24 protein-coding genes and 1 tRNA gene are annotated in these 25118 nt (G+C 44.6%); 18 read left to right on the forward strand and 7 right to left on the reverse strand.

Going from position 1 to position 25118, the window contains the following annotated elements:
* The first annotated feature begins 141 nt into the window (after positions 1-141).
* Positions 142-1497 carry an acetyl-CoA carboxylase biotin carboxylase subunit gene (gene accC, locus OSCIL6407_RS0102280; RefSeq protein ID WP_007356689.1) on the forward strand — a complete coding sequence of 452 codons (1356 nt, stop codon included), beginning with the start codon at positions 142-144 and terminating at the stop codon, positions 1495-1497.
* 46 nt (positions 1498-1543) lie between these two features.
* On the opposite strand, the gene OSCIL6407_RS0102285 is transcribed toward accC, so the two are convergent.
* Complete coding sequence (locus tag OSCIL6407_RS0102285; protein WP_026103630.1) at positions 1544-1825, reverse strand: YggT family protein; 282 nt, start codon at positions 1823-1825, stop codon at positions 1544-1546.
* A 206-nt stretch (positions 1826-2031) separates the two neighbouring features.
* Here OSCIL6407_RS0102285 and psbX point away from each other — a divergent pair, with 206 nt between their 5' ends.
* From psbX to OSCIL6407_RS0102315, 7 genes are all read left to right on the forward strand, one after another.
* A complete protein-coding gene (gene psbX / locus OSCIL6407_RS0102290) occupies positions 2032-2151 on the forward strand; it encodes a photosystem II reaction center X protein (RefSeq protein WP_026103631.1) in 120 nt (39 codons plus the stop codon).
* 51 nt (positions 2152-2202) lie between these two features.
* Positions 2203-2442 carry a hypothetical protein gene (locus OSCIL6407_RS33845; RefSeq protein WP_007356687.1) on the forward strand — a complete coding sequence of 80 codons (240 nt, stop codon included), beginning with the start codon at positions 2203-2205 and terminating at the stop codon, positions 2440-2442.
* A gap of 11 nt (positions 2443-2453) precedes the next feature.
* Positions 2454-3242 carry a Ycf66 family protein gene (locus OSCIL6407_RS0102295; RefSeq protein ID WP_007356686.1) on the forward strand — a complete coding sequence of 263 codons (789 nt, stop codon included), beginning with the start codon at positions 2454-2456 and terminating at the stop codon, positions 3240-3242.
* A 349-nt stretch (positions 3243-3591) separates the two neighbouring features.
* Positions 3592-4716, forward strand: coding sequence for a redoxin domain-containing protein (locus OSCIL6407_RS0102300; protein ID WP_007356684.1), 1125 nt, complete (start codon positions 3592-3594; stop codon positions 4714-4716).
* A 42-nt stretch (positions 4717-4758) separates the two neighbouring features.
* On the forward strand, positions 4759-4890 hold the full coding sequence (locus OSCIL6407_RS38515; RefSeq protein WP_456077472.1) for a hypothetical protein: 132 nt from the start codon (positions 4759-4761) through the stop codon (positions 4888-4890).
* A gap of 213 nt (positions 4891-5103) precedes the next feature.
* Complete coding sequence (locus tag OSCIL6407_RS0102310) at positions 5104-6570, forward strand: trypsin-like peptidase domain-containing protein (protein ID WP_007356683.1); 1467 nt, start codon at positions 5104-5106, stop codon at positions 6568-6570.
* Between the two features lie 49 nt (positions 6571-6619).
* A complete protein-coding gene (locus OSCIL6407_RS0102315; RefSeq protein WP_007356682.1) occupies positions 6620-7294 on the forward strand; it encodes a PPC domain-containing protein in 675 nt (224 codons plus the stop codon).
* A gap of 279 nt (positions 7295-7573) precedes the next feature.
* On the opposite strand, the gene OSCIL6407_RS0102320 is transcribed toward OSCIL6407_RS0102315, so the two are convergent.
* On the reverse strand, positions 7574-7762 hold the full coding sequence (locus OSCIL6407_RS0102320) for a chlorophyll a/b-binding protein (RefSeq protein ID WP_007356681.1): 189 nt from the start codon (positions 7760-7762) through the stop codon (positions 7574-7576).
* A 59-nt stretch (positions 7763-7821) separates the two neighbouring features.
* Positions 7822-8829: a succinate dehydrogenase/fumarate reductase iron-sulfur subunit gene (locus tag OSCIL6407_RS0102325; RefSeq protein ID WP_007356679.1), complete on the reverse strand. Its 1008-nt coding sequence runs from the start codon at positions 8827-8829 to the stop codon at positions 7822-7824.
* A gap of 430 nt (positions 8830-9259) precedes the next feature.
* Here OSCIL6407_RS0102325 and radC point away from each other — a divergent pair, with 430 nt between their 5' ends.
* The 8 genes from radC to OSCIL6407_RS0102365 all read left to right on the forward strand — a co-directional run bounded on the left by radC (position 9260) and on the right by OSCIL6407_RS0102365 (position 18065).
* On the forward strand, positions 9260-9991 hold the full coding sequence (gene radC / locus OSCIL6407_RS0102330; protein ID WP_007356678.1) for a RadC family protein: 732 nt from the start codon (positions 9260-9262) through the stop codon (positions 9989-9991).
* Between the two features lie 63 nt (positions 9992-10054).
* Positions 10055-10126 (forward strand) — tRNA-Val (locus tag OSCIL6407_RS0102335).
* An 818-nt stretch (positions 10127-10944) separates the two neighbouring features.
* Positions 10945-11994: a c-type cytochrome biogenesis protein CcsB gene (gene ccsB, locus OSCIL6407_RS0102340; RefSeq protein WP_007354955.1), complete on the forward strand. Its 1050-nt coding sequence runs from the start codon at positions 10945-10947 to the stop codon at positions 11992-11994.
* Positions 11995-12110: 116 nt separating this feature from the next.
* Positions 12111-12515: a KGK domain-containing protein gene (locus OSCIL6407_RS0102345; protein ID WP_007354956.1), complete on the forward strand. Its 405-nt coding sequence runs from the start codon at positions 12111-12113 to the stop codon at positions 12513-12515.
* 243 nt (positions 12516-12758) lie between these two features.
* The gene (locus tag OSCIL6407_RS0102350) at positions 12759-15497 is read left to right on the forward strand and encodes a valine--tRNA ligase (RefSeq protein WP_007354957.1); all 2739 of its coding nucleotides are present in this window, start codon (positions 12759-12761) and stop codon (positions 15495-15497) included.
* Between the two features lie 89 nt (positions 15498-15586).
* On the forward strand, positions 15587-16063 hold the full coding sequence (locus OSCIL6407_RS0102355; protein ID WP_007354958.1) for a hypothetical protein: 477 nt from the start codon (positions 15587-15589) through the stop codon (positions 16061-16063).
* A gap of 78 nt (positions 16064-16141) precedes the next feature.
* Positions 16142-16246, forward strand: coding sequence for a ribbon-helix-helix domain-containing protein (locus tag OSCIL6407_RS38260; protein ID WP_019486883.1), 105 nt, complete (start codon positions 16142-16144; stop codon positions 16244-16246).
* Between the two features lie 244 nt (positions 16247-16490).
* Positions 16491-18065: a photosystem II high light acclimation radical SAM protein gene (locus tag OSCIL6407_RS0102365; RefSeq protein WP_007354959.1), complete on the forward strand. Its 1575-nt coding sequence runs from the start codon at positions 16491-16493 to the stop codon at positions 18063-18065.
* Between the two features lie 21 nt (positions 18066-18086).
* On the opposite strand, the gene clpX is transcribed toward OSCIL6407_RS0102365, so the two are convergent.
* Positions 18087-19469 carry an ATP-dependent protease ATP-binding subunit ClpX gene (gene clpX / locus OSCIL6407_RS0102370; protein ID WP_007354960.1) on the reverse strand — a complete coding sequence of 461 codons (1383 nt, stop codon included), beginning with the start codon at positions 19467-19469 and terminating at the stop codon, positions 18087-18089.
* Positions 19470-19763: 294 nt separating this feature from the next.
* On the opposite strand from clpX, the gene OSCIL6407_RS0102375 reads away from it, so the two are divergent.
* Positions 19764-20219 (forward strand): aspartyl protease family protein, encoded by a 456-nt coding sequence (locus OSCIL6407_RS0102375; RefSeq protein WP_007354961.1) that lies wholly within the window; start codon positions 19764-19766, stop codon positions 20217-20219.
* Between the two features lie 188 nt (positions 20220-20407).
* Here the strand turns inward: OSCIL6407_RS0102375 and OSCIL6407_RS0102380 are convergent, their stop codons facing one another.
* From OSCIL6407_RS0102380 to OSCIL6407_RS0102385, 3 genes are all read right to left on the reverse strand, one after another.
* On the reverse strand, positions 20408-21064 hold the full coding sequence (locus OSCIL6407_RS0102380; RefSeq protein WP_007356410.1) for a hypothetical protein: 657 nt from the start codon (positions 21062-21064) through the stop codon (positions 20408-20410).
* Entirely contained in the window at positions 21061-21210 is a 150-nt protein-coding gene (locus OSCIL6407_RS35175) for a hypothetical protein (protein ID WP_155523372.1), read from the reverse strand. The genes OSCIL6407_RS0102380 and OSCIL6407_RS35175 overlap by 4 nt, the downstream gene beginning before the upstream one ends.
* A 178-nt stretch (positions 21211-21388) precedes the next feature.
* The gene (locus OSCIL6407_RS0102385; protein ID WP_007356409.1) at positions 21389-21535 is read right to left on the reverse strand and encodes a chlorophyll a/b-binding protein; all 147 of its coding nucleotides are present in this window, start codon (positions 21533-21535) and stop codon (positions 21389-21391) included.
* Between the two features lie 354 nt (positions 21536-21889).
* Here OSCIL6407_RS0102385 and OSCIL6407_RS0102390 point away from each other — a divergent pair, with 354 nt between their 5' ends.
* Positions 21890-25108: a WGR domain-containing protein gene (locus OSCIL6407_RS0102390; protein WP_007356408.1), complete on the forward strand. Its 3219-nt coding sequence runs from the start codon at positions 21890-21892 to the stop codon at positions 25106-25108.
* Positions 25109-25118 lie beyond the last annotated feature (10 nt).

Genomic DNA, 25118 nt, shown 5'->3' on the forward strand with positions numbered 1-25118 from the left:
ACTACTGCCGATTTACAATCTTAACACCAAAACCCGATAATTGTGCAACAAATTTCTTTAAACTAGATTTTGGGTAATATTCATTACCAGAATATACCGAAAAGGCTTATTCTACAGATCGCAGAGTCACAAGTACCAAAGATGGGGTTTTCCAAACTCTTAATTGCCAATCGCGGAGAAATCGCCCTCCGTATCATCCGCACCTGCGAAGAGATGGGGATTCCAACCGTCGCGGTACACTCCACCATAGATCGCCACGCCCTCCACGTCCAATTAGCGGATGAAGCCGTTTGCATCGGTGAACCCACCAGTAGCAAAAGCTATCTAAACATCCCTAACATCATCGCCGCTGCCCTCACCCGCCACGCCACAGCCATTCACCCCGGCTACGGTTTCCTAGCGGAAAATGCCAAATTTGCCGAAATTTGTGCAGATCACCAGATTACCTTCGTAGGCCCTTCCCCAGAAGCCATGCGATCGATGGGGGACAAATCCACAGCCAAAGAAACCATGCAGCGCGTCGGCGTACCCACAGTACCGGGTAGCGGCGGATTATTAAAAGACGAAACTGAAGCGATCGCGATCGCCCGTGAAATTGGCTATCCCGTAATGATCAAAGCCACAGCCGGCGGCGGTGGGCGCGGCATGAGGCTAGTTCGAGAAGAATGCGAACTGCCCAAACTTCTAGCCGCCGCCCAAGGTGAAGCTGATGCCGCCTTTGGCAACCCAGGCATTTACCTAGAAAAATTCATCGAATGCCCTCGCCATATCGAAATTCAAATCCTAGCTGACTCTCACGGTAACGTTATCCATCTCGGCGAGAGAGACTGTTCCATCCAACGGCGACATCAAAAACTCCTTGAAGAAGCCCCCAGCCCCGCCCTTACTCCCAAATTGCGAGAAAAAATGGGTCACGCCGCTGTTAAAGCTGCCAAATCCATCAACTACACTGGCGCGGGTACTGTCGAATTTCTACTTGACAAATCCGGCAAATTCTACTTCATGGAAATGAACACCCGCATCCAAGTAGAACATCCCGTTACCGAAATGATTACCGGCCTTGACCTAATCGCCGAACAAATTCGCATCGCCCAAGGTGAAAAATTGCAACTGAATCAACATCAAGTTGTAATGAACGGTCACGCCATAGAATGTCGCATTAATGCCGAAGACCCCGACCATAACTTCCGCCCCCATCCCGGCAGGATCAGCGGCTATTTGCCTCCTGGGGGCCCCGGCGTGCGAATGGATTCTCACGTCTACACAGATTACGAGATCCCGCCTTATTATGATTCTTTGATTGGCAAATTGATCGTCTGGGGACGCGATCGCCCCACAGCCATCCGCAGAATGAAACGCGCCCTCCGAGAATGCGCCATCACCGGCGTACCCACAACCATCGGCTTCCATCAAAAAATCCTAGAAACCCCAGCCTTCCTTGCCGGCGAAGTCTACACAAATTTCGTTGAGGAGTGGATGCGTCAAAACAAACGTTAATAGTTAACAGTTAACAGTTAACCGTTAACAGTTAACCGTTGACTAATTACATCATCGTCAGCAATCCTTGTTGACCCAATAGCATCTCCCGCAGGAGACTAACAATACCTACCCAAATAATCGGCGTGATGTCCACCCCCCCAATTGGAGGCACGATCTTCCTCATCGGGATTAACAAGGGCTCTGTCGGCCAAGCAATTAAGCTAAAGGGTAGTCTATTCAAGTTCACCTGCGGATACCAAGTCAGGACAATGCGGAAAATAAAGAGCAAGGTCATTACCACCAGCACAAAGCCCAGTATCCAACTCGCAATCGTAATAGAACTCATGTCAGCCATTAATATCTTAAGTATTGTAAAGTAACTTTCTCATAATTTTAACCCTTTTGCCGACTAATTCCGAGCCAGAATGGGGCGCGATGAAGAAAGTCGGCTTCGCGATCGCAGCAACCCACACAAATAGCTGCTTCTCAAGAAGACCAGGGATGTATAAAATTAATAAAAATCAAATTCTTGTAATAGAGGGCTTTGGATCTATGACTCCTTCACTAGCTAACTTTTTCTACAGTCTGCTTTGGGGTGCTGGGCTTGTATTAATTCCCGCAACAGTCGCACTGATCTTTATCAGCCAGAAAGATAAGATCAAACGCACCTAATCAGGTTAAGAATGGGTTAACTGTTAACTGTTAACGGTTAACTGTTACCGGTTGACAGAAAAACAGCGAACGGTCAATGGTCAACAGTTAATGCTCTTCCTTTTTCCTGGTACTTATAAGCTAGGACTTACACTCATAGACCTCGATCGCCTACTTTTTTACCAAATCTGCGATGCTCTACCGAAGTATTTTCGTAAAAAACCCGGTTTCTGGGCCCATGAGTGTAAGTCCGATCGGCTTAATCTCAGTAGAGATTTTATGTCTAAATCGTTAACATTAGGACTGACATAGGAGAAAGGCTAATGGTTAATTTTGGATTGAACTGGAGCAGTCTGCTGGGAATCGTCCTAGCAGTGGCCGGCGCAGGCCTGTACTTTCTGCGATCTTGGAAACCCAAACTAGCGCGAGATCACGATATTTTCTTTGCCGCTGTAGGCTTGCTGTGCGGCGGTATCCTGCTATTTCAAGGATGGCGACTAGACCCCATTCTGGCTTTCGGTCAGTTCCTTCTTTCTGGTACCGCCATCTTCTTTGCAGTAGAAAGCGTTAATTTGCGCGGCGCTGCAACGGCTGGCGCAAAAAGCCGCAACCAGATAGTAGATGAAGAGCGACCGGTCAGCAATGCCTACGCTTATGATAGTTATGACGCTGAGCTAGAACGACTTGAACCAGAAGAAGATTATCCTCCCCGTCCCCGAATTAGAGCAAGTCAAGATCCACGTTCCACGCGGGACAGCTATGATGAAGAACCGCGCCGCCGCCCATCAAGTCGTAGCAGTACACCCAGACCAGACTTAGGAGAAAAATCCCGCAAGCGGCCCGTGCGTCCCGGAACCTCCCCAACAGAGAAACCCGACGACTGGGAAGGAAGCGATCGCGAAGACAAGCCTACTCGCACGCGCAATAGCCGTCCCTCTGGGTCAGAGAGCCGTAACCCCGAAACTACAAGACCAAAAAGAAGCCGTCCTCCTGAAGAATCGAGGTCTCGCCGGAGTAGAGGTAGCGAAGACCCAACACCAGCAGACTATGTTGAGTATCGACCAGTAGATTACCCCGACGATAACACAGGCAATTCGACCAATTTTGAATAATCAGCAAAGGAGAAACTGGTAATTGAGAATTGGGAATTGGTAATTTGTCAAGGGGGAAAAAGAATCAATTTATTAGGAGTGAGGGGGAGAAAGATAAAAATTTCCCCCTCACCTTTTAGATTAAGGGCAGAGGTTTCTTCCGTATTCGGATAAAAACGGGAAGGCTTCCCTCTTAACCAGTACTTACGCAAAAAACCCGTAACGCCGCCATCTTGGCGGTCAAGTCACCGCCAAGATGGCGGCGTTACGTAAGTAATGCGTAAGTCTTATTAACTAAAATACAAAAACTGGGAACAAGAAATAAACAAAAAACAACAATTATCAATGAAAGATTAATATACAACTGACTATGCGATTACTTGAAATTGGCGATCCTGCTCCTTGGTTCTCTCTTCCTTCTACAGTCAACCCCTTGTTTCATTTCTCTACTGTTGGAGGTCGGCGGATCGTGCTGTTTTTCTGTGGCAGCACTGCCTTTGAGCCAATCCAAATTATGCTTAAATCCTTCCAAAATCTCCGAGCAGAATTTGAGCAATTACAAGTCCTATTTTTTGCTGTCAGCATCGATCCTGCTGATAAAGATCGAAATTTCCCTGCGGAAATCGCCCCTTCATTCATATTTTTCTGGGACTTCGATAAAACCGTAAGTAATAAGTACGGTGTTTGTCAAACAGTTGAGCAAGGAGAAACTATAGGTCTTCAATATGCTCCCTGTACCTTCGTTCTTAACGAAAATCTTCAGGTATTAAACATTTTTCCTATGGGAGATCCCGCTCAACACGCCGAGCAAGTCTTGCGTTTTTTCAAAGCTTTGCCCCCTGTTGAACAAGCCCGCCCCGCAAGCAGACACGCCCCAGTCCTAGTTATTCCTAATGTTTTGGACAAAGCTTTTTGCCGTAGTTTGATTGAGTTTTATCAAGCCGAAGGCGGTAGTCCTTCTGGTTTTATGAGGCAAATAGAGGGGAAAACAGTAGGTTTGTTAGACGATAGCTTCAAGAAGCGACAAGACGTATTTATTCAGGAGCCTAAATTACAACAAAAGTTGAGTGATTTGATCGTTCGTCGTGTCTGCCCGGAGGTAGAAAAGGCATTTCAGTTTAAAATAACTAGGTTTGAACGCTATCTTGTGGGTTGTTACGATGCCGATAGTGGCGGCTACTTCCGGTCCCACCGCGATAACACCAGTAAAGCTACACTGCACCGACGCTTTGCGATGACTCTTAACCTAAATGTAGGAGAATATATGGGTGGATATCTACGGTTTCCAGAGTACGGGCCTAACGGCTATCGAGGGGAGATTGGAACTGCGATCGTCTTTTCTTGCTCGGTGTTGCACGAGGCGACACCAGTAACTAGGGGTCAACGTTTTGCTCTTTTGTCCTTTTTCTATAATGACGAGGATGCTAAAGTGCGCGAAGCCAATTTTAAGTATCTTGCTAACGAACCAGCGTTGAGAATTCGGGAACCAGTTTGAGAATGGTCTATAAATAAAGAAGCGAGTCTTTGATTGTGAGTGTTGCAACCCGATCGGGACTTAGGCACTTTGACTACAGAAACCGGGTTTTTTACTGAATCTGCGGGCGGTAACGAAGTATATTCGGAAAAAACTGTTTGGACTTCGGTGGAAGTGCGGTTTCTGGGCCCATGAGTGTAAGTCCTACTGATATTAAATCGGGACTTAAACCCAGCGATTAATCTGGCCGGAGCCCCATTAGAGAAAGTAAGGCTAGTTCAGCCTGAAGTTATTCCTGTGGACTGGAAGGGGCCGACTTCCCAGGATGAAGCAGGAAGTGAACATCAGCTTACGATCGGTAGGTTTGAGTAAGTTTCATAGAATGGCATTGAGCGGATAAAAAATAAGATGAATTTCAAAATTTTGGGCTTGGCATTATCGGGAATCTTAACAGTTGGATCGGCACTGGGAGCAAGTGTGGCTGCCACGCCATCACTTCAGGGGGTGCAGGGCTTAACGCAAGTTAAGCTGAGGCATTTAGAGGGTGCGATCGCTCAACAAGATGTTGACGAAACCACAAATATCCGCGTCTACGAACGAGCTAGTCCCGCTGTCGTTACCATCGATACGGACAAAGCTAACGGTAGCGGTACGATCGTTACTCCAGATGGGATGGTGTTGACTAACGCTCACGTTGTCTCCGAAGGCGGAACTGTGACGGTAATTCTGGCAGACGGTAGCAAAGTTACAGCCGATGTGATTGGCTTTGGGGAAGACGGTTTAGACCTAGCTGTGGTGAAAATACGCGATCGCACTAATTTACCGACAATTCCTCTGGCGGCTGCTGGTTCGATAAAAGTTGGTCAGCGGGCCTATGCGATCGGCAATCCCTTTGGTCAATTTCAGGGTACTTTTACTGTCGGGATCGTCAGCCGCATGGACAAAGATCGAGGCTTGATTCAAACCGATGCTGCCATCAATCCAGGTAATTCTGGGGGGCCTTTACTAAATAGCGCTGGAGAATTAATTGGAGTCAACACTTCGATTTTTACTCGCGGTCAAGGTGGAGGTAATATTGGCATTGGTTTTGCCATCTCTGTAGACAAAGTGCCGCCATTCCTAACAGCGGTGCGAGAAGGTCGAGCTTCCCGCGTCTCCCAGAGGCGAGGTTCGATTTTTGGCAGCCAACAACCTCAAAAATTGATGCTAAACGGGCCAATGGTCAATGGCAAGCTTACAGACAAGTCCAGCATCTTGCCAGTGGACAATAGCTTTTTTGACCTCTACTCCTTTGAGGGTAAAGCTGGCCAGGAAGTGACGATTGATATGAAGAGCGAAGATATTGACCCTTATTTGATTTTGTTGGGGCCTCTTCAGCGCGAAATCGCTCAAGATGATGATGGTGGGGGTAATAAAGATGCTCGCATTGTGGTGACGTTACCCGCAGATGGTACTTACACTATACTGGCAAATTCTTATGAAGCACGGCAATCGGGGTCTTATACTTTACAACTTAAGGGTAGTGCGCCGACTCGGGTTGCTCCGCCAGAGTCAAGAAGTATAATTTTGCAGGAAGATGGGGTTTTAGCTGAAGGTGCTCCTGTACTTGAGTCTGACGGGAGTCTTTACCGCGAGTATACTTTTGAAGGCCGTGCCGGACAGTCTGTCAGGATTACGCTCGAAAGTTCTGAGTTTGATCCGTATTTGGCATTGTTTGGCCCGAATAGCAGGTTAGTTGCGGAAAATGACGACATTACTGAGTCAAGTCAAGATGCTGCGATCGCTGTGACTTTACCTGTTGCGGGTACTTATCGAGTGATTGTTAATGCTTATGATTCTACAGGTCGAGGCCGCTACACTCTGACAGTCCGTTAAAAACAGAGAAAGGAAAGGTCTTTTTCTTTATTCCAAATTGAGGTAATTCATGCGTCAAGTTAGATTTTGGGCGATCGCGCCAGTTAGCCTACTAGCTGCTTTTTCTGGCAACCCAGTCATTGCTGCGCCAGTGTCCCAGTCTAGTCAGGTTGTTGGCAACACTAGCTCTTCCTTCGTTTCAGCAGAATTTCCTCAGAGGAAGTCTGTTCTTTTGTCTGCGGCTAATTCTGTTTTAGCTCAGGAGAGTCCTGAACCGTCGCCTTCTCCATCAGTATCGCCATCTCCTAGACCTTTACCACCTTCTCCTAGACCTTTGCCACCCTCGCCGAGCCCTTCCGAATCGCCATCTAGTGTGATCTTGGAAAAAGACGGGGAACTGAGCCCTACTAACTCGTCTGTACTGGAAATTGATGGAAGTCTGTTCGACCAATATAGCTTTGACGGTCGTCAGGGTCAAAATGTGACTATTACTTTAGAAAGTCCTGATTTTGATACCTATTTAGCACTGTTTGATTCCACTGGCAAATTGATTGAAGAAGCTGACGATATGGGAGATAGTTGCAACTATCAAGATGAGACGACCAAGAAAGATTTTATTAGCAAGGGGTTGTGCAATTCTAGGCTAAGTATTACTTTACCCGCCACTGGCAACTATAAAGTAATTGTCAATGGTCGAGATAAAACCGATCGTGGTAAGTACACCTTGACTATCCGTAACAATTAAAAAAGGCAGGGGAAAGTAAAATTCAAATATTGCTTTCCCCTTGATGATAGCTTCCGATCCCAATTCTCCAAAGTTATACAACAGTATAGGCAGAAGGCAGGATGGAAGAGGCAAGAGGTCGATCTTCTGAAGTTAACTCAACAATGCAGATTGTCTCAATAATTTGGACAATTGGGATCGGAAGCTAAAAACATTAGGTTGGGTAAGACGAAGTGAAACCGACCACCTTGGGAATTAAAAATTCTTCATTAATTCGGATGCCAAAGGCATCGATATAAATTACATCCCCAACCAGGTAAAGAAATCCTGGCGGGTGAAGAATTCTAGCAATAACAGCGCTACAAATCCGATCATAGCAAAACGTCCATTAATTTGTTCAGCATAGGGAGTCCAACCAAAGGCAGGTTCGGGTTTATTTGAGGTTTCAGGAGTTGATTTTGGTGGGGAAGTTGGGGTTTCAGATGTCATTTTTGTTTAAAATTTTAGGTGAGGAATTGACTGCTACAACTGCGATGATTGCCAATAGATTAGTCTTCTAAGTTTTGCACAGATTCGATCAGCGATCGCACTGTTTCTCTACCTTCTGATGGTTCAAACGATAGAGGAAATTTACCTCTAGCAATCATGCGTAAACCCAAGGGGCCAAGACTAAGCAAACCTTTGATATCGCGGAAGTAGTTACCTACTACTTGTACACCAAATTTACGCTCATCAATCCAACCGCCTTGCTTGACTAAATCAATTAAGACTTTGCGGTGGCGGATGGAACGGCTGGCTTGTGCGTCTTTGCGATCGAGGATGTCTTGTTTAATTTTACCAATTTGATCCATTGGTGCAACATCCATTGGGCAAACAGAATTACAGTAGTAACAGCGGGTACAACCCCACACCCCAACTGTGCCTTGATTGTATTTTTCTAGTCTGTTTTCTGTATCGCTGTCGCGGTTATCTGCTACCATGCGGTAGGCTTTGGCGAGGGCGTGAGGGCCGACAAATTCGGGATTAACTTCGCGGGCATTACATTCAGAATAACAGGCTCCGCAGAGTATACAATTACCTGTTTGATTGAGTTTTTCTCGTTCTTCAGGTGTTTGGAGAAATTCACGTTCGGGAATTTTTCTAGCTTCGGTACTGACGTAGGGTTCGACGGCTTCTAGGTTATTCCAAAAGCTGGTCATATCTACGACTAAATCTTTAATCACTGGCATATTACCCATTGGGGCAATTGTGATTTCGGGGATTGAGTCGGTGGGGGTTTGGGCTGAGTTTGCCTTGGCAATTTCTTGGAGTCTTTTGACTTCGCTACCGATGTTTTCTTTGCAGGCTAATGCGGATCGACCGTTAATTCGCATGGAACAACTACCGCAAATTGTGTTGCGGCAATTTTTACGGAAGGCTAGGGTTCCGTCTTGTTCCCATTTGATGCGGTTGAGGCAGTCGAGGACGGTGTTTCCTGGTTCTGCGTCGATGGTGTAGGTCTGAAATTCGGGGGCGGAGTTTTGGGTTTGGCGAGTTATTTTAAAGCGGATTTGCATAGTTGAATTTGGGGGAGTTATAGCAGAAGGCAGGAGGCAGGAGGCTCTTATGTAGGAGGAAAATGCAATACTAGAAATGGTTTGGGCGATCGGAAATGTCCTAACCGTTGTGGCGGTTGCTATATATCTATTTTAGGGCTTAATCTTTAGTAATAAGCAATAAGTCCGGGCGAATAAATTCGCGGCTACACAAATAAAATGAAGCCTTGGCGAATATAATTCGCGGCTACACAAACGAAGTGCGCCTTCGCGGACTGTAGAATTTTAACCCGCGTAGGTGGGTTTGGTTTGTGTAGATGCGGTTTTAACCGCCAATTTTCAGTAGAATTTTAACCCGCGTAGGCGGGTTTGGTTTGTGTAGATGCGGTTTCAACCGCCGAGTTTAAAGTAATATGGTTTCATTGTCTAAGTTGCGATCGCAGGTGCATAAATGACATACAGCCTGAGAATTGCTGATTTACCAACGAATGAACGGCCCCGCGAACGATTAATGGCAATTGGGGCTAAAAGTCTCTCAACGGCGGAGTTAATCGCGATTCTCTTGGGTACGGGTCAGGGGCCTGGCAAGCTTTCGGCGGTGGGTCTGGGACAATTTATTTTAAATCAATTAAGCCTACATCAGCGCGATCCGCTGTCTATATTGCGAAATATTAGCGTTCAGGAGTTGACGCAAATTCACGGGATTGGGCCGGCGAAGGCGACAACGATTTTGGCGGCGGTTGAGTTGGGAAAGCGGGTTTTTCAGTCGCGATCGCCTGATTTGGCGATGATTGATAGTCCCCAGGCGGCCGCAGACGCGCTAAGTCAGGATTTGATGTGGAAGCAGCAGGAACATTTCGCGGTGTTGTTGCTGGATGTGAAAAATCGGTTGTTAGGGACGCAGGTGCTCACGATTGGGACGGCGACGGAGACTTTGGCCCATCCACGAGATATTTTTCGGGAAGTGATTCGTCAGGGGGCCACGCGCGCGATCGTTTCTCACAATCACCCATCGGGGAATCTGGAACCGAGCCCAGAAGATATTGCTTTAACTAAGCAATTGTTAGCGGGGGCGCAGTTTTTGGCGATTCCGCTGTTGGATCATTTGATTTTGGGAAATGGGGATTTTCGGAGTTTGCGACAGACTACGAGTTTGTGGGAGGAGTACCCGCAGGGGGATTGAGGGAGGAAAGGTTAATTTGGAGGTTGATTTATTTTGGTTGGTTGTGTTATATTTGTTATTCGCGGGCGATTAGCACAGTGGTAGCGCACTTCCTTCACACGGAAGGGGTCACAGGTTCAAATCCTGTATCGCCCATTTATAGAACCCATTTGACATCTTTTAGACCAATAGTCCGGACAGTTTTTAAGCAGCCAGAGTACCATAAGACAAGACTGAAGGGAGGTTAGGATGATTTAAAATCAAGTCCTTGTCTAAATCTAACTTGCTAATAAATGTATAAAGTAGATGCCGATTGAATTCCAGACGTTTATAAGAGGCCATCGAAAACACGAATGGATGGGCAGACAAGTGGCGATTATAGGCTTCATATTTGGCTAAGTTTAAGGCAACTAGTCAGTTTTTTTAAGCTTAACCTAAAGAGTGTCTTTTTTTCTGCCTTTGAGATTCAAATTTTACTTACTTTTTTGTGGACGGGCGATCGCGTCTCTACTCCAAAACTGTCCGGAGTATTGTAATTCAATAGTCAGATGTTCAGGATGATAACCATGATCTAAGAGGATTGTGATTTTGGGAATATGGTTCTTCCGTATTTAGCATACTAAATACGGAAGAACCGGAGTCCTAAGTAAAATGCAATTATTGAATTTGCCTTCCGACTTCTGTGATAAGTCCTAGAACCGCCTTCTTGCTATCCTTCACCAACGCGATCGCAAAATTCATCTGCCCATTCTAAAGAATAGCTGAACCTTTGCCCCCTGATTGCGTGCCTTTCCAACTCGGACTAATAAGTGGGCTAAGCGATCGCAACTAGGCTGAGTATGTTGTTAGGATAATTCCCTAAAAAGCCCACAATCGCAGAAAATCCCTTTGTTCAACAACAAAAAGCCCCATTCCCCAGTAGGATCGATATGCTTAGGTATAGATACACTAAAACTTCATAGGAGAACTCTTTGATGGATCTGGTTGCACTCCAGAACTCGCTGGATAATATCTCATTTGCCATTCTCTTCGCCACCATGCTGATTTACTGGGGAGGCGCAGCATTTCCTGGTATCCCCTATCTGTCAGCTTTAGGTACTGCGGGAATGGCGATCGCCAATCTTGCGATCGCAGCTTTGCTTGGGGCTCGCTGGCTAGAAGCCGGTTATTTCCCCTTAAGCAACCTTTACGAATCCCTATTTTTCTTAGTTTGGGGGATTACAGCCATCCACATCCTGGCTGAAAATATGAGCGGATCTCGCTTAGTCGGAGTAGCTACATCCCCCGTAGCAATGGCAATTTCAGCCTTTGCCACCCTCACTTTACCCGAAACCATGCAATCAGCGGAACCCCTAGTTCCCGCCCTCAAGTCAAACTGGCTGATGATGCACGTTAGCGTGATGATGCTGAGTTATGCAACTTTAATGGTAGGCGCACTCCTAGCGATCGCCTTCCTGATCGTCACTCGCGGCCAAAACATCATACTCACAGGTAGTTCTTTTGGAACCAACAGCAACCGCAACGGTGACAACCACCTCCAACGCCCTGAAAACCTCGTAATTCAACCACAAGATAATCTACTTACTTCCCCTGCAACCACTGCAACCTCTAACAACAATGGTCACAGCAAAACCGCTGTCTTAGAATTAGTTGCAACCCAAACATCCCCCGTTTCAAAAACTGAACTCCTCTCTCCTCAGCGCTTGAATTTAGCAGAAACTCTCGATAACATTAGCTATCGTATCATTGGTTTGGGATTTCCCCTACTTACCATTGGCATCATCGCCGGCGCAGTTTGGGCTAACGAAGCTTGGGGTTCCTACTGGAGTTGGGACCCGAAAGAAACTTGGGCACTAATCACTTGGTTAGTATTTGCCGCCTATTTGCACGCCCGCATCACTCGCGGATGGCAAGGACGAAAACCTGCAATTTTAGCAGCAACAGGATTTTTCGTAGTTTGGGTCTGCTATTTAGGAGTTAATCTATTAGGAAAGGGCCTTCATTCTTACGGCTGGTTTTTCTAATCAAAGTCATTGAAACCCGCGCAGGCGGGTTTAGTTTGTGTAGATGCGGTTTCAACCGCCCAATAAACGCGGCCTTAACCGCCGACAAAATGAAATAATTACCAAGGACAATCAACATGAACAATACAGATAATTTGCTCAATAGCGACGATGTTTTATCTGCCAGTGCCAGCGCTTTAATGTTTCAATGCACGTTCAAAGTTAGCGAATTGATGACCATCTTACAGTCAAAAATATCCGACGAAGAATTGTTTATTGACGGCATAGAGTGCGAACTTTTAAGTCCTGGGCAAAACTGGAAAAAAGGAAAAGTTAGGTTGCGTTTAGAATTTACACCCGATACTTTAGAAGTAGAAGATAACTCTTATAATGTAGGAGATGAAGAAGAGACTGTTCCCGGAGCAAATAACGGTTATCCAACTACAGATAATGGTCAGGGAAATTCAGAGCCAACTTACAACGAGCTTCCTATATCCATGTATCCCGACGGCAACCCTGAAAGTGTAGGAATGTGGAGCTAAATATTGGTAATTGTTAGTTGTTAGTTGTGAGTTGTAGAACAAGGAACCCAGAAACCGGGTTTTTTACGAAAATACTTCGTTCCCGCCCACAGATTCCATAAAAACCCGGTTTGTTTCTCTGCTCATAGCGCATAAATCCTGAATAAGCAATTACCAATTACCAACTACCAACTACCAATTACCAACTACCAATTACTAACAACTAACAACCAACAACCAACAACTAACAATTACCAATTACCAATGACCCCCAACCTACCCCCTCAATACGATCCCTTCGCCACCGAAGCTAAGTGGCAAAAATATTGGGAAGACCACCAAATTTTTAAAGCCGACCCCGAAAAAGGTGGCGAACCTTATTGCATCATTATCCCACCTCCAAACGTCACCGGCAGCCTCCACATGGGCCACGCTTTCAATAACTCCTTAATTGATGCACTAATTCGCTATCACCGCATGAAAGGCGATAATACCCTTTGTCTCCCCGGTACGGATCACGCCAGCATCGCAGTTCAAACTATCCTCGAAAAACAACTCAAAGCTGAAGGCAAAACTCGCTACGATTTAGGCCGCGAGAAATTCCTAGAAAAAGCTTGGCAATGGAGAGCAGAATCCGGCGGTACAATAGTTAATCAACTGCGACGGCTGGGATTGTCCGCCGATTGGTCGCGGGAACGCTTCACAATGGATGAAGGCTTATCAAAGGCAGTATTAGAAGCTTTTATTCGACTCTATGAAGAAGGGCTAATTTATCGCGGTAATTATTTAGTTAACTGGTGTCCCGCCAGTCAGTCAGCCGTATCAGATTTAGAAGTAGAAAATAAAGAAGTTAACGGTAATTTATGGCATTTCCGCTATCCTCTTACTGATGGTAGCGGCTATGTGGAAGTAGCGACAACTCGACCCGAAACAATGTTAGGTGATACCGGAGTTGCAGTTAATCCTAATGATGACCGCTACAAACATTTAATTGGCAAAACTATAACTCTGCCAATTATGAATCGCCAAATCCCTATTTTTGCCGATGAATTAGTCGATCCAACCTTCGGGACTGGTTGCGTGAAAGTCACTCCCGCCCACGATCCTAATGACTTTGAAATGGGTCAACGTCATGGGTTGCCGTTTATTAATATTATGAATAAAGACGGTAGCTTAAATGAAAATGCAGGCCCGTTCCAAGGACAAGACAGATTTGCCGCCAGAAGGAATGTTGTTAAACAGCTAGAAACTGATGGTTTTCTGGTAAAAATTGAGGAGTATAAGCATAAGGTTCCTTATAGCGATCGCGGTAAAGTTCCAGTTGAACCCCTCCTGTCAACTCAGTGGTTTGTCAAGATTCAACCGCTGTCTGAAACTGCTTTAGAATTTCTGGATAAAGAAAATCAACCAGAGTTTATACCTGCACGTTGGACAAAAGTTTATCGCGATTGGCTAGTTAAAATTAAGGATTGGTGTATCTCGCGGCAATTATGGTGGGGACATCAAATTCCTGCTTGGTATGCTATCAGCGAAACTGGCGGAGAAATTACTGATTCTACACCTTTTGTGGTTGCTAGAAATCAAGCGGAAGCAGAAGAAAAAGCTCAAGCAAAATTCGGGGAAAATGTCAAGATCGAACAAGATCCAGATGTGTTGGATACTTGGTTTTCATCGGGACTATGGCCGTTTTCGACAATGGGATGGCCGGAGGAAACACAGGATTTAGCAAGATATTACCCCAACACTACTTTATCAACTGGTTTTGATATCATCTTTTTCTGGGTTGCCAGAATGACGATGATGGCGGGACATTTTACGGGTAAAATGCCATTTAAAACTGTTTATATTCACGGTTTGATGTTAGATGAAAATGGCAAGAAACAAGCAAAAACTGCTGGTAATGGCATCGATCCGCTGATTTTAATTAATAAGTACGGTACTGATGCTTTGCGTTATGCCTTAATGCGAGAAACGGCGGGTGCGGGTCAAGATGTACGCCTGGATTACAATCGCAAAACTCAGGAGTCGGCGACTGTGGAAGCGTCGCGTAATTTCACTAATAAGATGTGGAATGCGGCCCGGTTTGTGATGATCAGTTTAGAAGGGAAGACACCGCAACAATTGGGTGCACCTGTAGAGGGTTTAGAATTGTGCGATGGTTGGATTCTTTCTCGCTATCATCAAACTGTAGAAGCAACTCGCAACTATATCGAGAATTACGGTTTGGGAGAAGCTGCTAAGGGACTTTACGAGTTTATTTGGGGTGATTTTTGCGACTGGTACATTGAGTTAGTTAAGTCTCGCTTGCTACCCGATGCCGATCCTACCTCAAAGCAAGTTGTGCAGCAAACTTTAGCTTATGTACTGGAAGGGATTTTAAAATTATTACATCCTTTCATGCCCCATATTACTGAGGAAATTTGGCATACTCTCACTCAAAAAGGTGAAGAAGAATGTCTCGCTTTGCAAGCTTATCCAGAGGCGGATAAATCTCTAATTGATGCTGAATTAGAACAGCACTTTGAGTTGTTATTTGGTACAATTAGAACAATTCGTAACTTACGAGCGGATTCTGACATTAAACCCAGCGTTAAAGTGACAGTAATTCTGCAAAGCGAAAGCGAGAAGGAACGCCAAATCTTGACAGTAACAGAATCGTACATTCAAGATTTAGCTAAGGTTGAAAACTTGACTATTACTCGGAGTTTAGATCCTAATTCTCCGCTGCTTAAGGGGGGCGATGGTGGATCTATTGCGGGAGTTGTAGGGACTGTGCAAGTAATAATTCCTCTAGCGGGAGTGGTAGATATTGCAGCTTTACGCGCTAAATTAGAGAAGAAACTTGGCAAAGTGGAAGCGGAAGCAAAATCTATTTCTGCACGTTTGAATAATCCTAAGTTTGTAGAAAAAGCTACTTTAGAAGTTGTTCAAGGTGCGAAAGATGCTTTAGCTGAAGCGGAGAAACAGGCGGAAATTTTGCGCGATCGCATAAATCAATTTTAAACCGTAGCGCCGCCCTTTGGCAATAAAATTACCGCCCAGAGGGCGGCGTTACGAATAGCTAAGTCCTAATAATTGGCAGAAAAATAGCTATGTTACACTTAGCTCAAGTAGAAAAGGAAAAAATTTTAGGACAAATAGCTTTAAGATTACTGGCTTGCCAACAACCGGACAATACTTGGGCTATTCTTGGGGAAAAAAATGTTTTCCTTACTATAGATACAATTCTCAACTCAAGTTTTAACTACACCTTCAATGAAGGCATATTAGTGTTAGTAGAGATTACAGAGCATCAGGAAATTTCAAGTATTAAAGACGCAACAGAATGGGTACTTAAACTCGTACAGCAATATTTAACTAAAGGAATTACGCCAGATTTTTTACAGCAAGAATGTGAAAAAGCCGAACAGTGCAGACAGATTTTAACATTACAAAGCCAAGAATTATCGCGCCGCGCTATAGAAATAGAAGCACGGCGGGAACAGATTCAAACCTTAGAAGAAAAACTCCATCGTGAGAAACAGCTTTTGGAAATGATGGCTGCCAAATTAAAAGCACAACCCAATTAATAGTAAGATTGTACTTCTGGACAAGACTTCCATACAATGCTATAATCTAAGATAGATTGAATCCGGGAATAAAGACTTATGAACATCACCTTAAAACCCGAACAAGCCGAGTTAATCCCACAAAAACTCAACAGTGGTAAATACCATAATGCTGAAGAAGTAATTGCCGAAGCATTCCAATAGCCTTTGAGCTCAACTAGTCTTCCAGTGGCAGCGATCGCAACGTCACAGATCGGTCGGTTTCCTGTCCGAACTCCTGATATTTTTGAGATAGGAAACGTCTATAACAACACAGGCTGCCTATCTTTACTTTACCACAACCTTGCTCAATCTTTACCCGGCATGGGTTTCGGGAGGGTTGTCACCCTCCCCCAGGTTCAAATCAATAACCCTCTAAAATTCGTAAATTTCCAATATAATAAACATCATGGAAAACCGAGTTCTCTACGTTCGTCTCCCTTGCAATCCCATTTTCCCAATTGGAGTTGTCTACCTCTCGGATCATGTTCACAAGCTGTTTCCAGACGTGAAACAGAAGATTTTCGATCTGGGTGCAGTGCCTCCTTTAGACTTTAATAGCGCCTTAGATGCTTGCGTAGATGAATTTCAGCCAACATTGCTAGTTTTCTCCTGGCGAGATATTCAGATTTACGCACCAGTTGGCGGTAGAGGCGGGAACCCGCTTCAGAATGCCTTTGAGTTTTATTATGCTAAAAATCCTTTGATTAAGATGCGAGGCGCATTAGGGGGACTGCGATTAGCGACTTCCTACTATGCGGAACTTTGGCGCAATTTGGGGTTAATTAAACGGGGGTTGAAACGCGCCCAAAAATATCATCCCGAAGCACGTTTAGTGGTGGGTGGTGGTGCTGTAAGCGTGTTTTATGAGCAATTGGGCCGGAGTTTACCAGCAGGAACAATTGTCTCCGTAGGTGAGGGAGAGGCGCTGTTAGAGAAATTGTTGCGGGGTGAGGATCTTAGTAACGAACGGTGTTATATTGTTGGCGAAACTACGCCGCGCGATCGCTTAATTCACGAAAAGCCAGCCAATATTGAAAAAACCGCTTGTAATTACGATTACATTGAAACCATCTGGCCGGAATTACAGTATTACTTTCAAGACCAAGATTTCTACGTTGGCGTACAAACTAAACGCGGCTGTCCTCATAATTGCTGCTACTGCATTTATACAGTAATTGAAGGTAAACAAGTGCGGATTAATCCTGCGGATGAAGTAGTTGCAGAAATGCGGCAACTATACGATCGCGGCATTCGTAATTTCTGGTTTACCGACGCTCAATTTATCCCCGCACGTAAATACATCGATGATGCTGTTGAGTTATTGCAGAAAATCCTTGATGCTGGGATGACTGATATTCACTGGGCCGCTTATATTCGCGCAGATAACTTAACGCCGCAGTTGTGCGAATTAATGGCAAAAACGGGGATGAATTACTTTGAAATTGGCATTACTAGCGGTTCCCAGGAACTCGTTAGGAAGATGCGAATGGGTTATAATTTGCGTGTAGTTTTGGAAAATTGCCGCGATTTGAAGGCGGCTGGTTTTAACGATTTGGTTTCGGTGAATTACTCATTTAATGTGATTGATGAAACCTTTGATACGATTCGCCAAACTATTGCCTATCATCGGGAATTAGAACGGATTTTTGGCGCTGATAAGGTGGAACCTGCAATTTTCTTTATTGGGTTGCAGCCTCATACTATTTTAGAAGAGTATGCGTTTAAGAAAGATATTCTCAAACCTGGTTACGATCCAATGAGTTTAATGCCTTGGAATGCCAGGAAGTTGTTGTGGAATCCTGAACCTTTGGGTTCATTTTTTGGGCAAGTTTGTTTAGATGCTTGGCAAAGAAATTCTAATGATTTTGGCCGCGAAGTGATGGCAATTTTAGAGGAAAAATTAGGATGTGCTGATTTGGAAGAAGCGTTAAGTGCGCCTGTGGAAGTGAAGGAGAAAAAGTTAGTAACAGTTAACGGTTAACCGTTAACTGTTAACTAACAATTAAGCAGTTTCGTGCTGTTTTCGCCAAGCGGGATGCCATAACAACTCCGCAGTCGATCGCTTCTCCACCATTTCCTTAGTGATAGTACATCGAGCCACATCCTTGCGGGAAGGTAACTCGTACATCACATCCAGCATCAACTCTTCCAAGATGCTGCGGAGAGCCCGCGCACCAGTTTTGCGACGATAGGCCTCCTGTGCGATCGCCTTCAGCGCATCCCCTTGAAATTCTAACTGCACATTGTCCATCTTCAGCAGCTTTTGATATTGCTTAACCAGCGCATTTTTGGGCTCAGTTAATATCTCCATCAAAGCCGCCTCGTCTAAGGGCGAAATCACCGTCACAACAGGCATCCGTCCCACAAACTCAGGAATTAAGCCAAACTTCACTAAGTCATCAGGTTGTGCGTGTTGCAAAATATCTGCTGCACGTTTATCCTTTGCCGGAATACCATTAGCTATACCTTCCGCTTCTTGGGGCTGAATAAAGCCCAAAGATTTCTTACCAAGACGCTGTTCAACTATTTTTTCCAAACCAACAAAAGCACCGCCACAGATAAATAGAATTTTGCTAGTGTCAAGTTGAATAAAATCTTGGTAAGGATGCTTGCGGCCACCTTGAGGGGGGACATTTACTACCGTTCCTTCTAATATTTTCAGCAAAGCTTGCTGTACGCCTTCGCCGGAAACATCGCGCGTGATCGAAGTGTTTTCGCTTTTACGGGCAATCTTGTCAATTTCATCAATGTAAATGATACCGCGTTGGGCAGTTTCTACATCAAAGTCTGCCACTTGTAGCAGTCTGAGTAAGATATTTTCCACATCATCACCGACATAGCCGGCTTCAGTCAGCGTCGTTGCATCCGCTACCGCAAAGGGAACATCCAGCATTTGCGCCAAACTTTGAGCAAGGAGGGTTTTGCCGCAACCTGTGGGCCCAACGAGTAAGATATTGGATTTTTGGAGTTCTACGGCATCATCAGGGGTAGGCTTGGTAGCCTTATCTCGATCCACACTCAAACGCTTGTAGTGGTTGTAAACGGCCACTGAAAGCACTTTTTTCGCCGAGTGTTGGCCGATTACGTGGTTGTCCAAATGTTGCTTGATTTCTACTGGTTTGAGAATGGCAGTTGTAGAGGTTTTGGACTTTCCGGGTTTGCGTGGTTGCGATCGCGTGGGGTTTGAGAGAGATTCTCGCATCTCTGAGTTAGACGTTCCCACAGCAGCTTTGCTTGAGTCAAAAAACTCCTCTTCTAAAATTTCGTTGCACAGTTCCACACACTCATCGCAAATGTACACGCCGGGCCCGGCAATTAACTTACGGACATACTCCTGCGACTTGCCACAAAAGGAGCATCTTAATTGGGAATCATATTTAGACATATCTGCCTCTTACATTACTGTTGCGGTTGTTTGTCCCGATGAGGGGAGCTGCGGCTGGATCGACTTTTGCTGTATCCCTTGGGAGTTAGGCTTTTCGCTCTCTACTTCTAAACTAGCACTGACTGCTATTTATTTGAGGAAAGAAACTATTTGCGGTTGCTGGGCTTGTTTTCTGGGAGGTGCGTTGGCAAAGTCCGCCGTAGGCTCGCTATTTCCTGGTAGAAAGGTGCGATCGCGTCTCAGTTAGCAAAACTCATATAATCTAAGTAGGAAAAGAGCGAAAGGTAATTTTATATGAAAGAATTAAATAAATTAGAACTAGATGGAATTAAGAACATGGGGGCAGTTTACACTCAGGTTAAGCTGACAAATGCAATAGATGAAGCTCTAGTCAGTCGGGGTTTGCTCGCACCTCGGCTATTGCGTGAGTGTGAAACGGAAGGTCTAGTAGATACAGGCTCAGTTTACCTAGTAATTTCAGCAAAGATAGTAGAGCAGTTAGGTTTACGAATTATAGCACAGCAGCTTGTCAAGTATGCTGATGGTCGTCAGGAAACTGTAGGAGTAACGGAGGCTATATTAATTGAAGTTGAGGGGCGTAGGACTACGGAGGATGCACTGGTGACAGGGGATGAGGTATTAATTGGTCAGGTGGTTTTGGAGAAGTTAGATTTGCTTGTAGATTGTAAAAATCAGCGGTTGATGGGTAATCCAGCTAATCCTGATTATCCTGTAACTTATATTAAGTGAAAAGAAGGGGCTAGGGACTAGGGACTAGGGACTAGGGAAAGAGGAAGAGAGGGAGATGGGGGAGATGGGGAAGATGGGGGAGATGGGGGAGATGGGGAAGATGGGGACGATGGGTAATTAGCGATTAGCGATTAGCCATTAGCGATTAGCCATTAGCCATTACCAATTACCAATTACCAATTACCAATTTATCGCAGAGTAACTTTGACTGATGTTTGTATTGATTTACTGGCCACTATCAGAATGCGGTAGACTCCAGACTGAGGTAATTTAGCTAAAGCTTCGCCGTTGCCTTGATCGAGCAGTTCTCCCGATGGAGATTCGATCGCTACATCTACATCCTTAGCAGTGACGGTCATTGTTTGCCCAACTTTCGCCTGAATTGTTAAAGGCTGGATTTCGTAGGCGGATAATTTAAGTTCAATGCTGGTATCTTTTGCTCCTCGCGCCATCGGGAGTTTGCGGTCTGGTTTATATGACCAGATTGCTTTAAAGTCACGTTCCAAAACAAAGCTAGTTGTCTGTTTTTTGGGGGTGATCCTTACTCGATAAAGACCTGACTCCGGTAATACCCCTACCCATTGGCTGACCTCTGTTTGAATTATGCCTAATCTTTGCCCGCTGGGGCTAAACAGTTCTGCTGTCAAGCTTCCCGCCCACAGAGATAAAGTTAGTTCGCGCCCTTTTATTCCTTCAAAAATGTAAGTAGTAGGTTTAGCGATTGTCTCTCGAATTTCGGGGCTTGACATTCTCCGAATTGGCTCAATAGTTGGGGTTGTGGTATTGCCAAGTGCAGTTGTTGCCACAAATACGGCCAGTAGCCCTGACAGTATTAGTTTTTTCATTTAATGTCCCAGTTCTGATGGCATGAGGTGCTGTAGGACATTACTTCGGTTTCCCTGGCTACGCCGGAAAAAATGTGGCGATCGCGAACTGGGATAATGATGAGTTCTAGAGGTGGGTTGAGCTGATAAATTTTGTCTCTTACCAAAGATATTTGGCGGTTCTATGGGTTTGAAATAACCCGCCGTAATTAATTCCTAAAATATAATTAATTCCTAAAATTAATAAGTCCCCTTCAGATGATCTGAAGAGGACTTTGTGAAGAGTGGGGCGATCGCGCTTTGTGGAGGGCGATCGCGCGTAATCTAGTATGTATGCCTAATTGATTACATCAAGCCCAACTGGGACAAAATACCTTGACCAGTCAGGAACTCAGTAGCAAGACCAATTACAAAGCCCAGCATGGCCAGACGACCATTCCAAGTTTCGGCGAAATCGGTAAAGCCCAATTTGGTTGTTTCTTTAGTTTCCATGATCGCGAACCTCGTTTAATTTCAACCTTGTTAAGTAATGTAACACAAGGACAGAAACAATGCAACATTTTTTTACATTTTTGTCAAAGGCTTGCTGTGAGGGAAACGGAGGCAGTGCTGATTCATTCTTTTAAAGCTATAGTCTGACAGAGACTAAAGTCCCTGTCTCAAGTGCGAAAGTCGTCTGAAGACGACTAGACAGCTAGTATTTGAGTCGGTTTAAACCGACTTCAGCTATTAGGCAGGGACTTTAGTCCCTGACGGGTTTCGGGAAAATGAAATAGCTCTGCCCCTCTCCCCGATCTTCCTCTGAGTAAGCTATAACGACAAGTAAGGCATCTGGCGGTAAATCTGATGAAACTGATTAAACAAACTACTCTTCATTTCCAGGAAGCAGGTTCCGATAAGGTTTATGAAGTGGATCTGTGCCAGGTCGGGGAAGACCTTTATCTGGTAAACTTCCGCTACGGTCGCCGAGGTACGAACCTCAAAGAAGGGACAAAAACTGATAAAGCCGTGCCTTTGGCACAAGCTCAAAAAGTATTTGATAAGCTGGTTGGGGAAAAGACGAAAAAAGGCTATCGCGACGTTACGAGTGCAGGGGTAAGTGCTGCGCCTGCGGTACCCCAAACCGCCACAGTTACAGAGATTTCAGTTGGAGAGCCGCGTAAACAAGCTATTATCAATCGTCTCGCTCGTGGTAGCAATAGTAAATGGCCCCTCGAACGTGCTATCTGGCGTGCGGGGGAATTGAAGATCCGGGAAGCTGCGCCGTTGTTAATTCAATTATTTCGTAGTGGCGATCGCTTAAGAGATTATTGCATTGCTTGGGCCTTGGGTTGGTGCGGCGATGAGAGTGCAATTCCCCCACTTCAAAGAATTGTAAGCGGCGATCGCCTTCCTATTGAACCCAAAATGCCCGAATTTGTTTGCCGCATCGCCTGGGAAGCAATTGTTAAATTATCAGATGAAGAAACAAAAGCAACATTGCGCTCTGAAAAAATAAAACAATTACCGCCAGAATTGCGAGAAATAGCACAAAATGGTTCAGCGGAGGCATTCTCCACAGCCTTAATTAGTTATCTTAATAACAATGAAAGTCAGCGTTTTTCCGTACTCGATACTATCTATCAAATTGATAACAATTCAGTGCGACCCGCCCTACTTAATATTTTATCTACTGCACCGCTTCAACCCAACTATTTTAAACAAATTCGTCACATTTTCAAGATGGCTGAATATCGCCATGATGCCGAAGTTTTTGCGATTCTTACTCGTCGATTTGAAAAAGAATCGGCAATGTTCCGCAGCGATGGTAATTATATCCGACTTCCAGAAGGCGGGTACTTGAGAAAATACGAATATCATTATAATCCTCAAGCCCGCAAGCACGAAAGAGTTAAACTCAATGAATTTGTCCAGGAAATGGAGAGCGATAATGCGAGAATTGCCTATAGCAATAAAACTCGCGACTATCTACAACGGCGGGTTTGGCGAACTCTTAAACAATTAGGTGAAGAAAGTGATTCTGATTATATAAAAATGGCTGTCAACCTTCTTCTTCAATATACCGATGCTGATGCCGTAGAAGTTAAAAACAGCGATTTCCAGGTATGGAATTACTCTGACATGACTCGCATTCATTATAACCGTGACTGGGATAGTTATGCTGGCTATTTAACATTTAACCACATTTTATATGAGAATAGTCCCCGCTATGTTTTATTCCCAAATAACAAAGCATGGCGTTGTCAGGAAAACTATAAACCTGGAGATCCAGAACCCGAAGTTCGAGAAGAAGCATTTCCTCAACTGTGGCAGCAAAACCCAGAAGCACTGCTACAATTGTTATTAGCAAGTAACTGTCAGCCCGTTCATCATTTTGCCGTTAAAGCTTTAAAAGCTTGCCAACAATTTTGTGCAAATATTGACATTGACACAATTATCAAACTTCTTGGCAAACCCTACGCAGTTACAGCAGAGCTGAGTTTGAATTTAGTCATAAACGGTGGCTATCACAGACAGCCAGCCAACAAGAAATTAGTTCTTGCTGTTGCCAATTCTGTATCTCAAAATGCGCGGACATTGGCTTACCGCTGGATAGAAGAACAGCGGGAATATTTCTTAGAAGACAGCCAATTTATTGCTGCATTAGTGACTAGCGCACAAACAGATACTCGCCAATTTGCTCGTCGATTGTTGAGTTCATCAATTATTAATGATAACACTGCCAGAGTATTAATCGCCCGAATTATTGCTGAATTGTTAGCTTTCCCAGGAGAACCAACCGAATTAGGGGAAATAGCAAAAGAAATCACCGAAACTTTGCTAATTAGCTTTACACCACAACTGCGAAATTTAGGATTAGGAATTATCCTTGATTTACTCAGACATCCCCTACCTGAGATTCAAGAATTAGGGGCGCGGATTTTACTAAATCACGAAATCAACGCTGCTAATTTACCCCCGAATTTGATAGAGTCTTTACTAGAATCGCCCTACGAACGAGTGCGAGTAGTGGGAGTGAGATTATTTGGTCAATTACCCGATGAAACTTTGATCGGTTCTCAGAGTATTTTGATAATAGCAATGGCCGTTAATCCTGTGGCTGAAATCCGCAATGCGATTAGACCAGTCATTCGGCGTTTAAGCAGAGAATATCCAGCTTTTGCTACTCAGTTAGTCTCTGAGTTTATTGATGTGTTAATGATTCCAGAAAGACATCAAGGCGTTCACAGCTATTTAGTTAGTTTACTGCGAGAAGATATTCCCGAATGGATGTCTAGTATCGATCGAAATACCGCTTTGCGACTGCTTAAAGCTAAATCCTCTGCGACTCAAGAATTAGGAGGTTTTATCCTGGGAGTACATTACCCAACTTGGGCAGCAGAATTTGATATAATAGACATAGTTAAGCTGGCTAGTCACGAAATTTTGTCAGTGCGAGAAGCAGCGCGAAAAATGTTTGTAGCAAATTTAGATCGCATTCGTAGCAATTCCCAAGAAATGTTAGCGGCTGTCCGCCTACTTGAGTCAAAATGGGATGATTCGCGGGAATTTGCCCATCAAACTTTTAAGACAGAATTTTCTAGCGAAGAATGGACTCCAGAGGTGATGGTTAGCATCTGCGACAGCATTCGGGAAGACGTGCGCCAATTTGGACGAGACTTAGTGACTCGCAATTTTCAAGCAGCTTACGGACAAGATTATCTGCTAAAATTTAGCGAACATCCTTCGGGAGATATGCAGTTGTTTGCTACTAATTATCTAGAAAGTTATGCCGTAGATAGTCCCGATCGATTGAGAGAGTTAATGCCTTATTTTATCACCGTATTATCGCGCGTAAATCGGGGTAGAGTTGCTAAACAGAGAATTTTTACCTTTCTGGATGCAGAAGCGCAAAAAAGTCAAGCAGCGGCGATGGTTGTAGCCGAGATTTTAACCCGGCAATCTGCTACTATTGCCATTGGGGATAAGGCCGCTGCAATTCAAACTATGTTAAAAATTCACAAGGTTTATCCGCAGCTTAATTTACCTATTCAGGTGAAAGAAGTTGTAGAAGTTAGAAGTTAGTGTTTATGAC

The sequence above is a fragment of the Kamptonema formosum PCC 6407 genome (assembly GCF_000332155.1).
Lineage (GTDB): Bacteria > Cyanobacteriota > Cyanobacteriia > Cyanobacteriales > Microcoleaceae > Kamptonema > Kamptonema formosum.

What these genes read in the sequence shown, in the direction of transcription:
- accC (WP_007356689.1), top strand. Translation starts at nt 142, where the DNA reads ATGGGGTTTTCCAAACTCTTAATTGCCAATCGCGGAGAAATCGCCCTC.
- OSCIL6407_RS0102285 (WP_026103630.1), bottom strand. Translation starts at nt 1,825, where the DNA reads ATGAGTTCTATTACGATTGCGAGTTGGATACTGGGCTTTGTGCTGGTG.
- psbX (WP_026103631.1), top strand. Translation starts at nt 2,032, where the DNA reads ATGACTCCTTCACTAGCTAACTTTTTCTACAGTCTGCTTTGGGGTGCT.
- OSCIL6407_RS0102295 (WP_007356686.1), top strand. Translation starts at nt 2,454, where the DNA reads ATGGTTAATTTTGGATTGAACTGGAGCAGTCTGCTGGGAATCGTCCTA.
- OSCIL6407_RS0102300 (WP_007356684.1), top strand. Translation starts at nt 3,592, where the DNA reads ATGCGATTACTTGAAATTGGCGATCCTGCTCCTTGGTTCTCTCTTCCT.
- OSCIL6407_RS0102310 (WP_007356683.1), top strand. Translation starts at nt 5,104, where the DNA reads ATGAATTTCAAAATTTTGGGCTTGGCATTATCGGGAATCTTAACAGTT.
- OSCIL6407_RS0102315 (WP_007356682.1), top strand. Translation starts at nt 6,620, where the DNA reads ATGCGTCAAGTTAGATTTTGGGCGATCGCGCCAGTTAGCCTACTAGCT.
- OSCIL6407_RS0102320 (WP_007356681.1), bottom strand. Translation starts at nt 7,762, where the DNA reads ATGACATCTGAAACCCCAACTTCCCCACCAAAATCAACTCCTGAAACC.
- OSCIL6407_RS0102325 (WP_007356679.1), bottom strand. Translation starts at nt 8,829, where the DNA reads ATGCAAATCCGCTTTAAAATAACTCGCCAAACCCAAAACTCCGCCCCC.
- radC (WP_007356678.1), top strand. Translation starts at nt 9,260, where the DNA reads ATGACATACAGCCTGAGAATTGCTGATTTACCAACGAATGAACGGCCC.
- ccsB (WP_007354955.1), top strand. Translation starts at nt 10,945, where the DNA reads ATGGATCTGGTTGCACTCCAGAACTCGCTGGATAATATCTCATTTGCC.
- OSCIL6407_RS0102345 (WP_007354956.1), top strand. Translation starts at nt 12,111, where the DNA reads ATGAACAATACAGATAATTTGCTCAATAGCGACGATGTTTTATCTGCC.
- OSCIL6407_RS0102350 (WP_007354957.1), top strand. Translation starts at nt 12,759, where the DNA reads ATGACCCCCAACCTACCCCCTCAATACGATCCCTTCGCCACCGAAGCT.
- OSCIL6407_RS0102355 (WP_007354958.1), top strand. Translation starts at nt 15,587, where the DNA reads ATGTTACACTTAGCTCAAGTAGAAAAGGAAAAAATTTTAGGACAAATA.
- OSCIL6407_RS38260 (WP_019486883.1), top strand. Translation starts at nt 16,142, where the DNA reads ATGAACATCACCTTAAAACCCGAACAAGCCGAGTTAATCCCACAAAAA.
- OSCIL6407_RS0102365 (WP_007354959.1), top strand. Translation starts at nt 16,491, where the DNA reads ATGGAAAACCGAGTTCTCTACGTTCGTCTCCCTTGCAATCCCATTTTC.
- clpX (WP_007354960.1), bottom strand. Translation starts at nt 19,469, where the DNA reads ATGTCTAAATATGATTCCCAATTAAGATGCTCCTTTTGTGGCAAGTCG.
- OSCIL6407_RS0102375 (WP_007354961.1), top strand. Translation starts at nt 19,764, where the DNA reads ATGAAAGAATTAAATAAATTAGAACTAGATGGAATTAAGAACATGGGG.
- OSCIL6407_RS0102380 (WP_007356410.1), bottom strand. Translation starts at nt 21,064, where the DNA reads ATGAAAAAACTAATACTGTCAGGGCTACTGGCCGTATTTGTGGCAACA.
- OSCIL6407_RS0102385 (WP_007356409.1), bottom strand. Translation starts at nt 21,535, where the DNA reads ATGGAAACTAAAGAAACAACCAAATTGGGCTTTACCGATTTCGCCGAA.
- OSCIL6407_RS0102390 (WP_007356408.1), top strand. Translation starts at nt 21,890, where the DNA reads ATGAAACTGATTAAACAAACTACTCTTCATTTCCAGGAAGCAGGTTCC.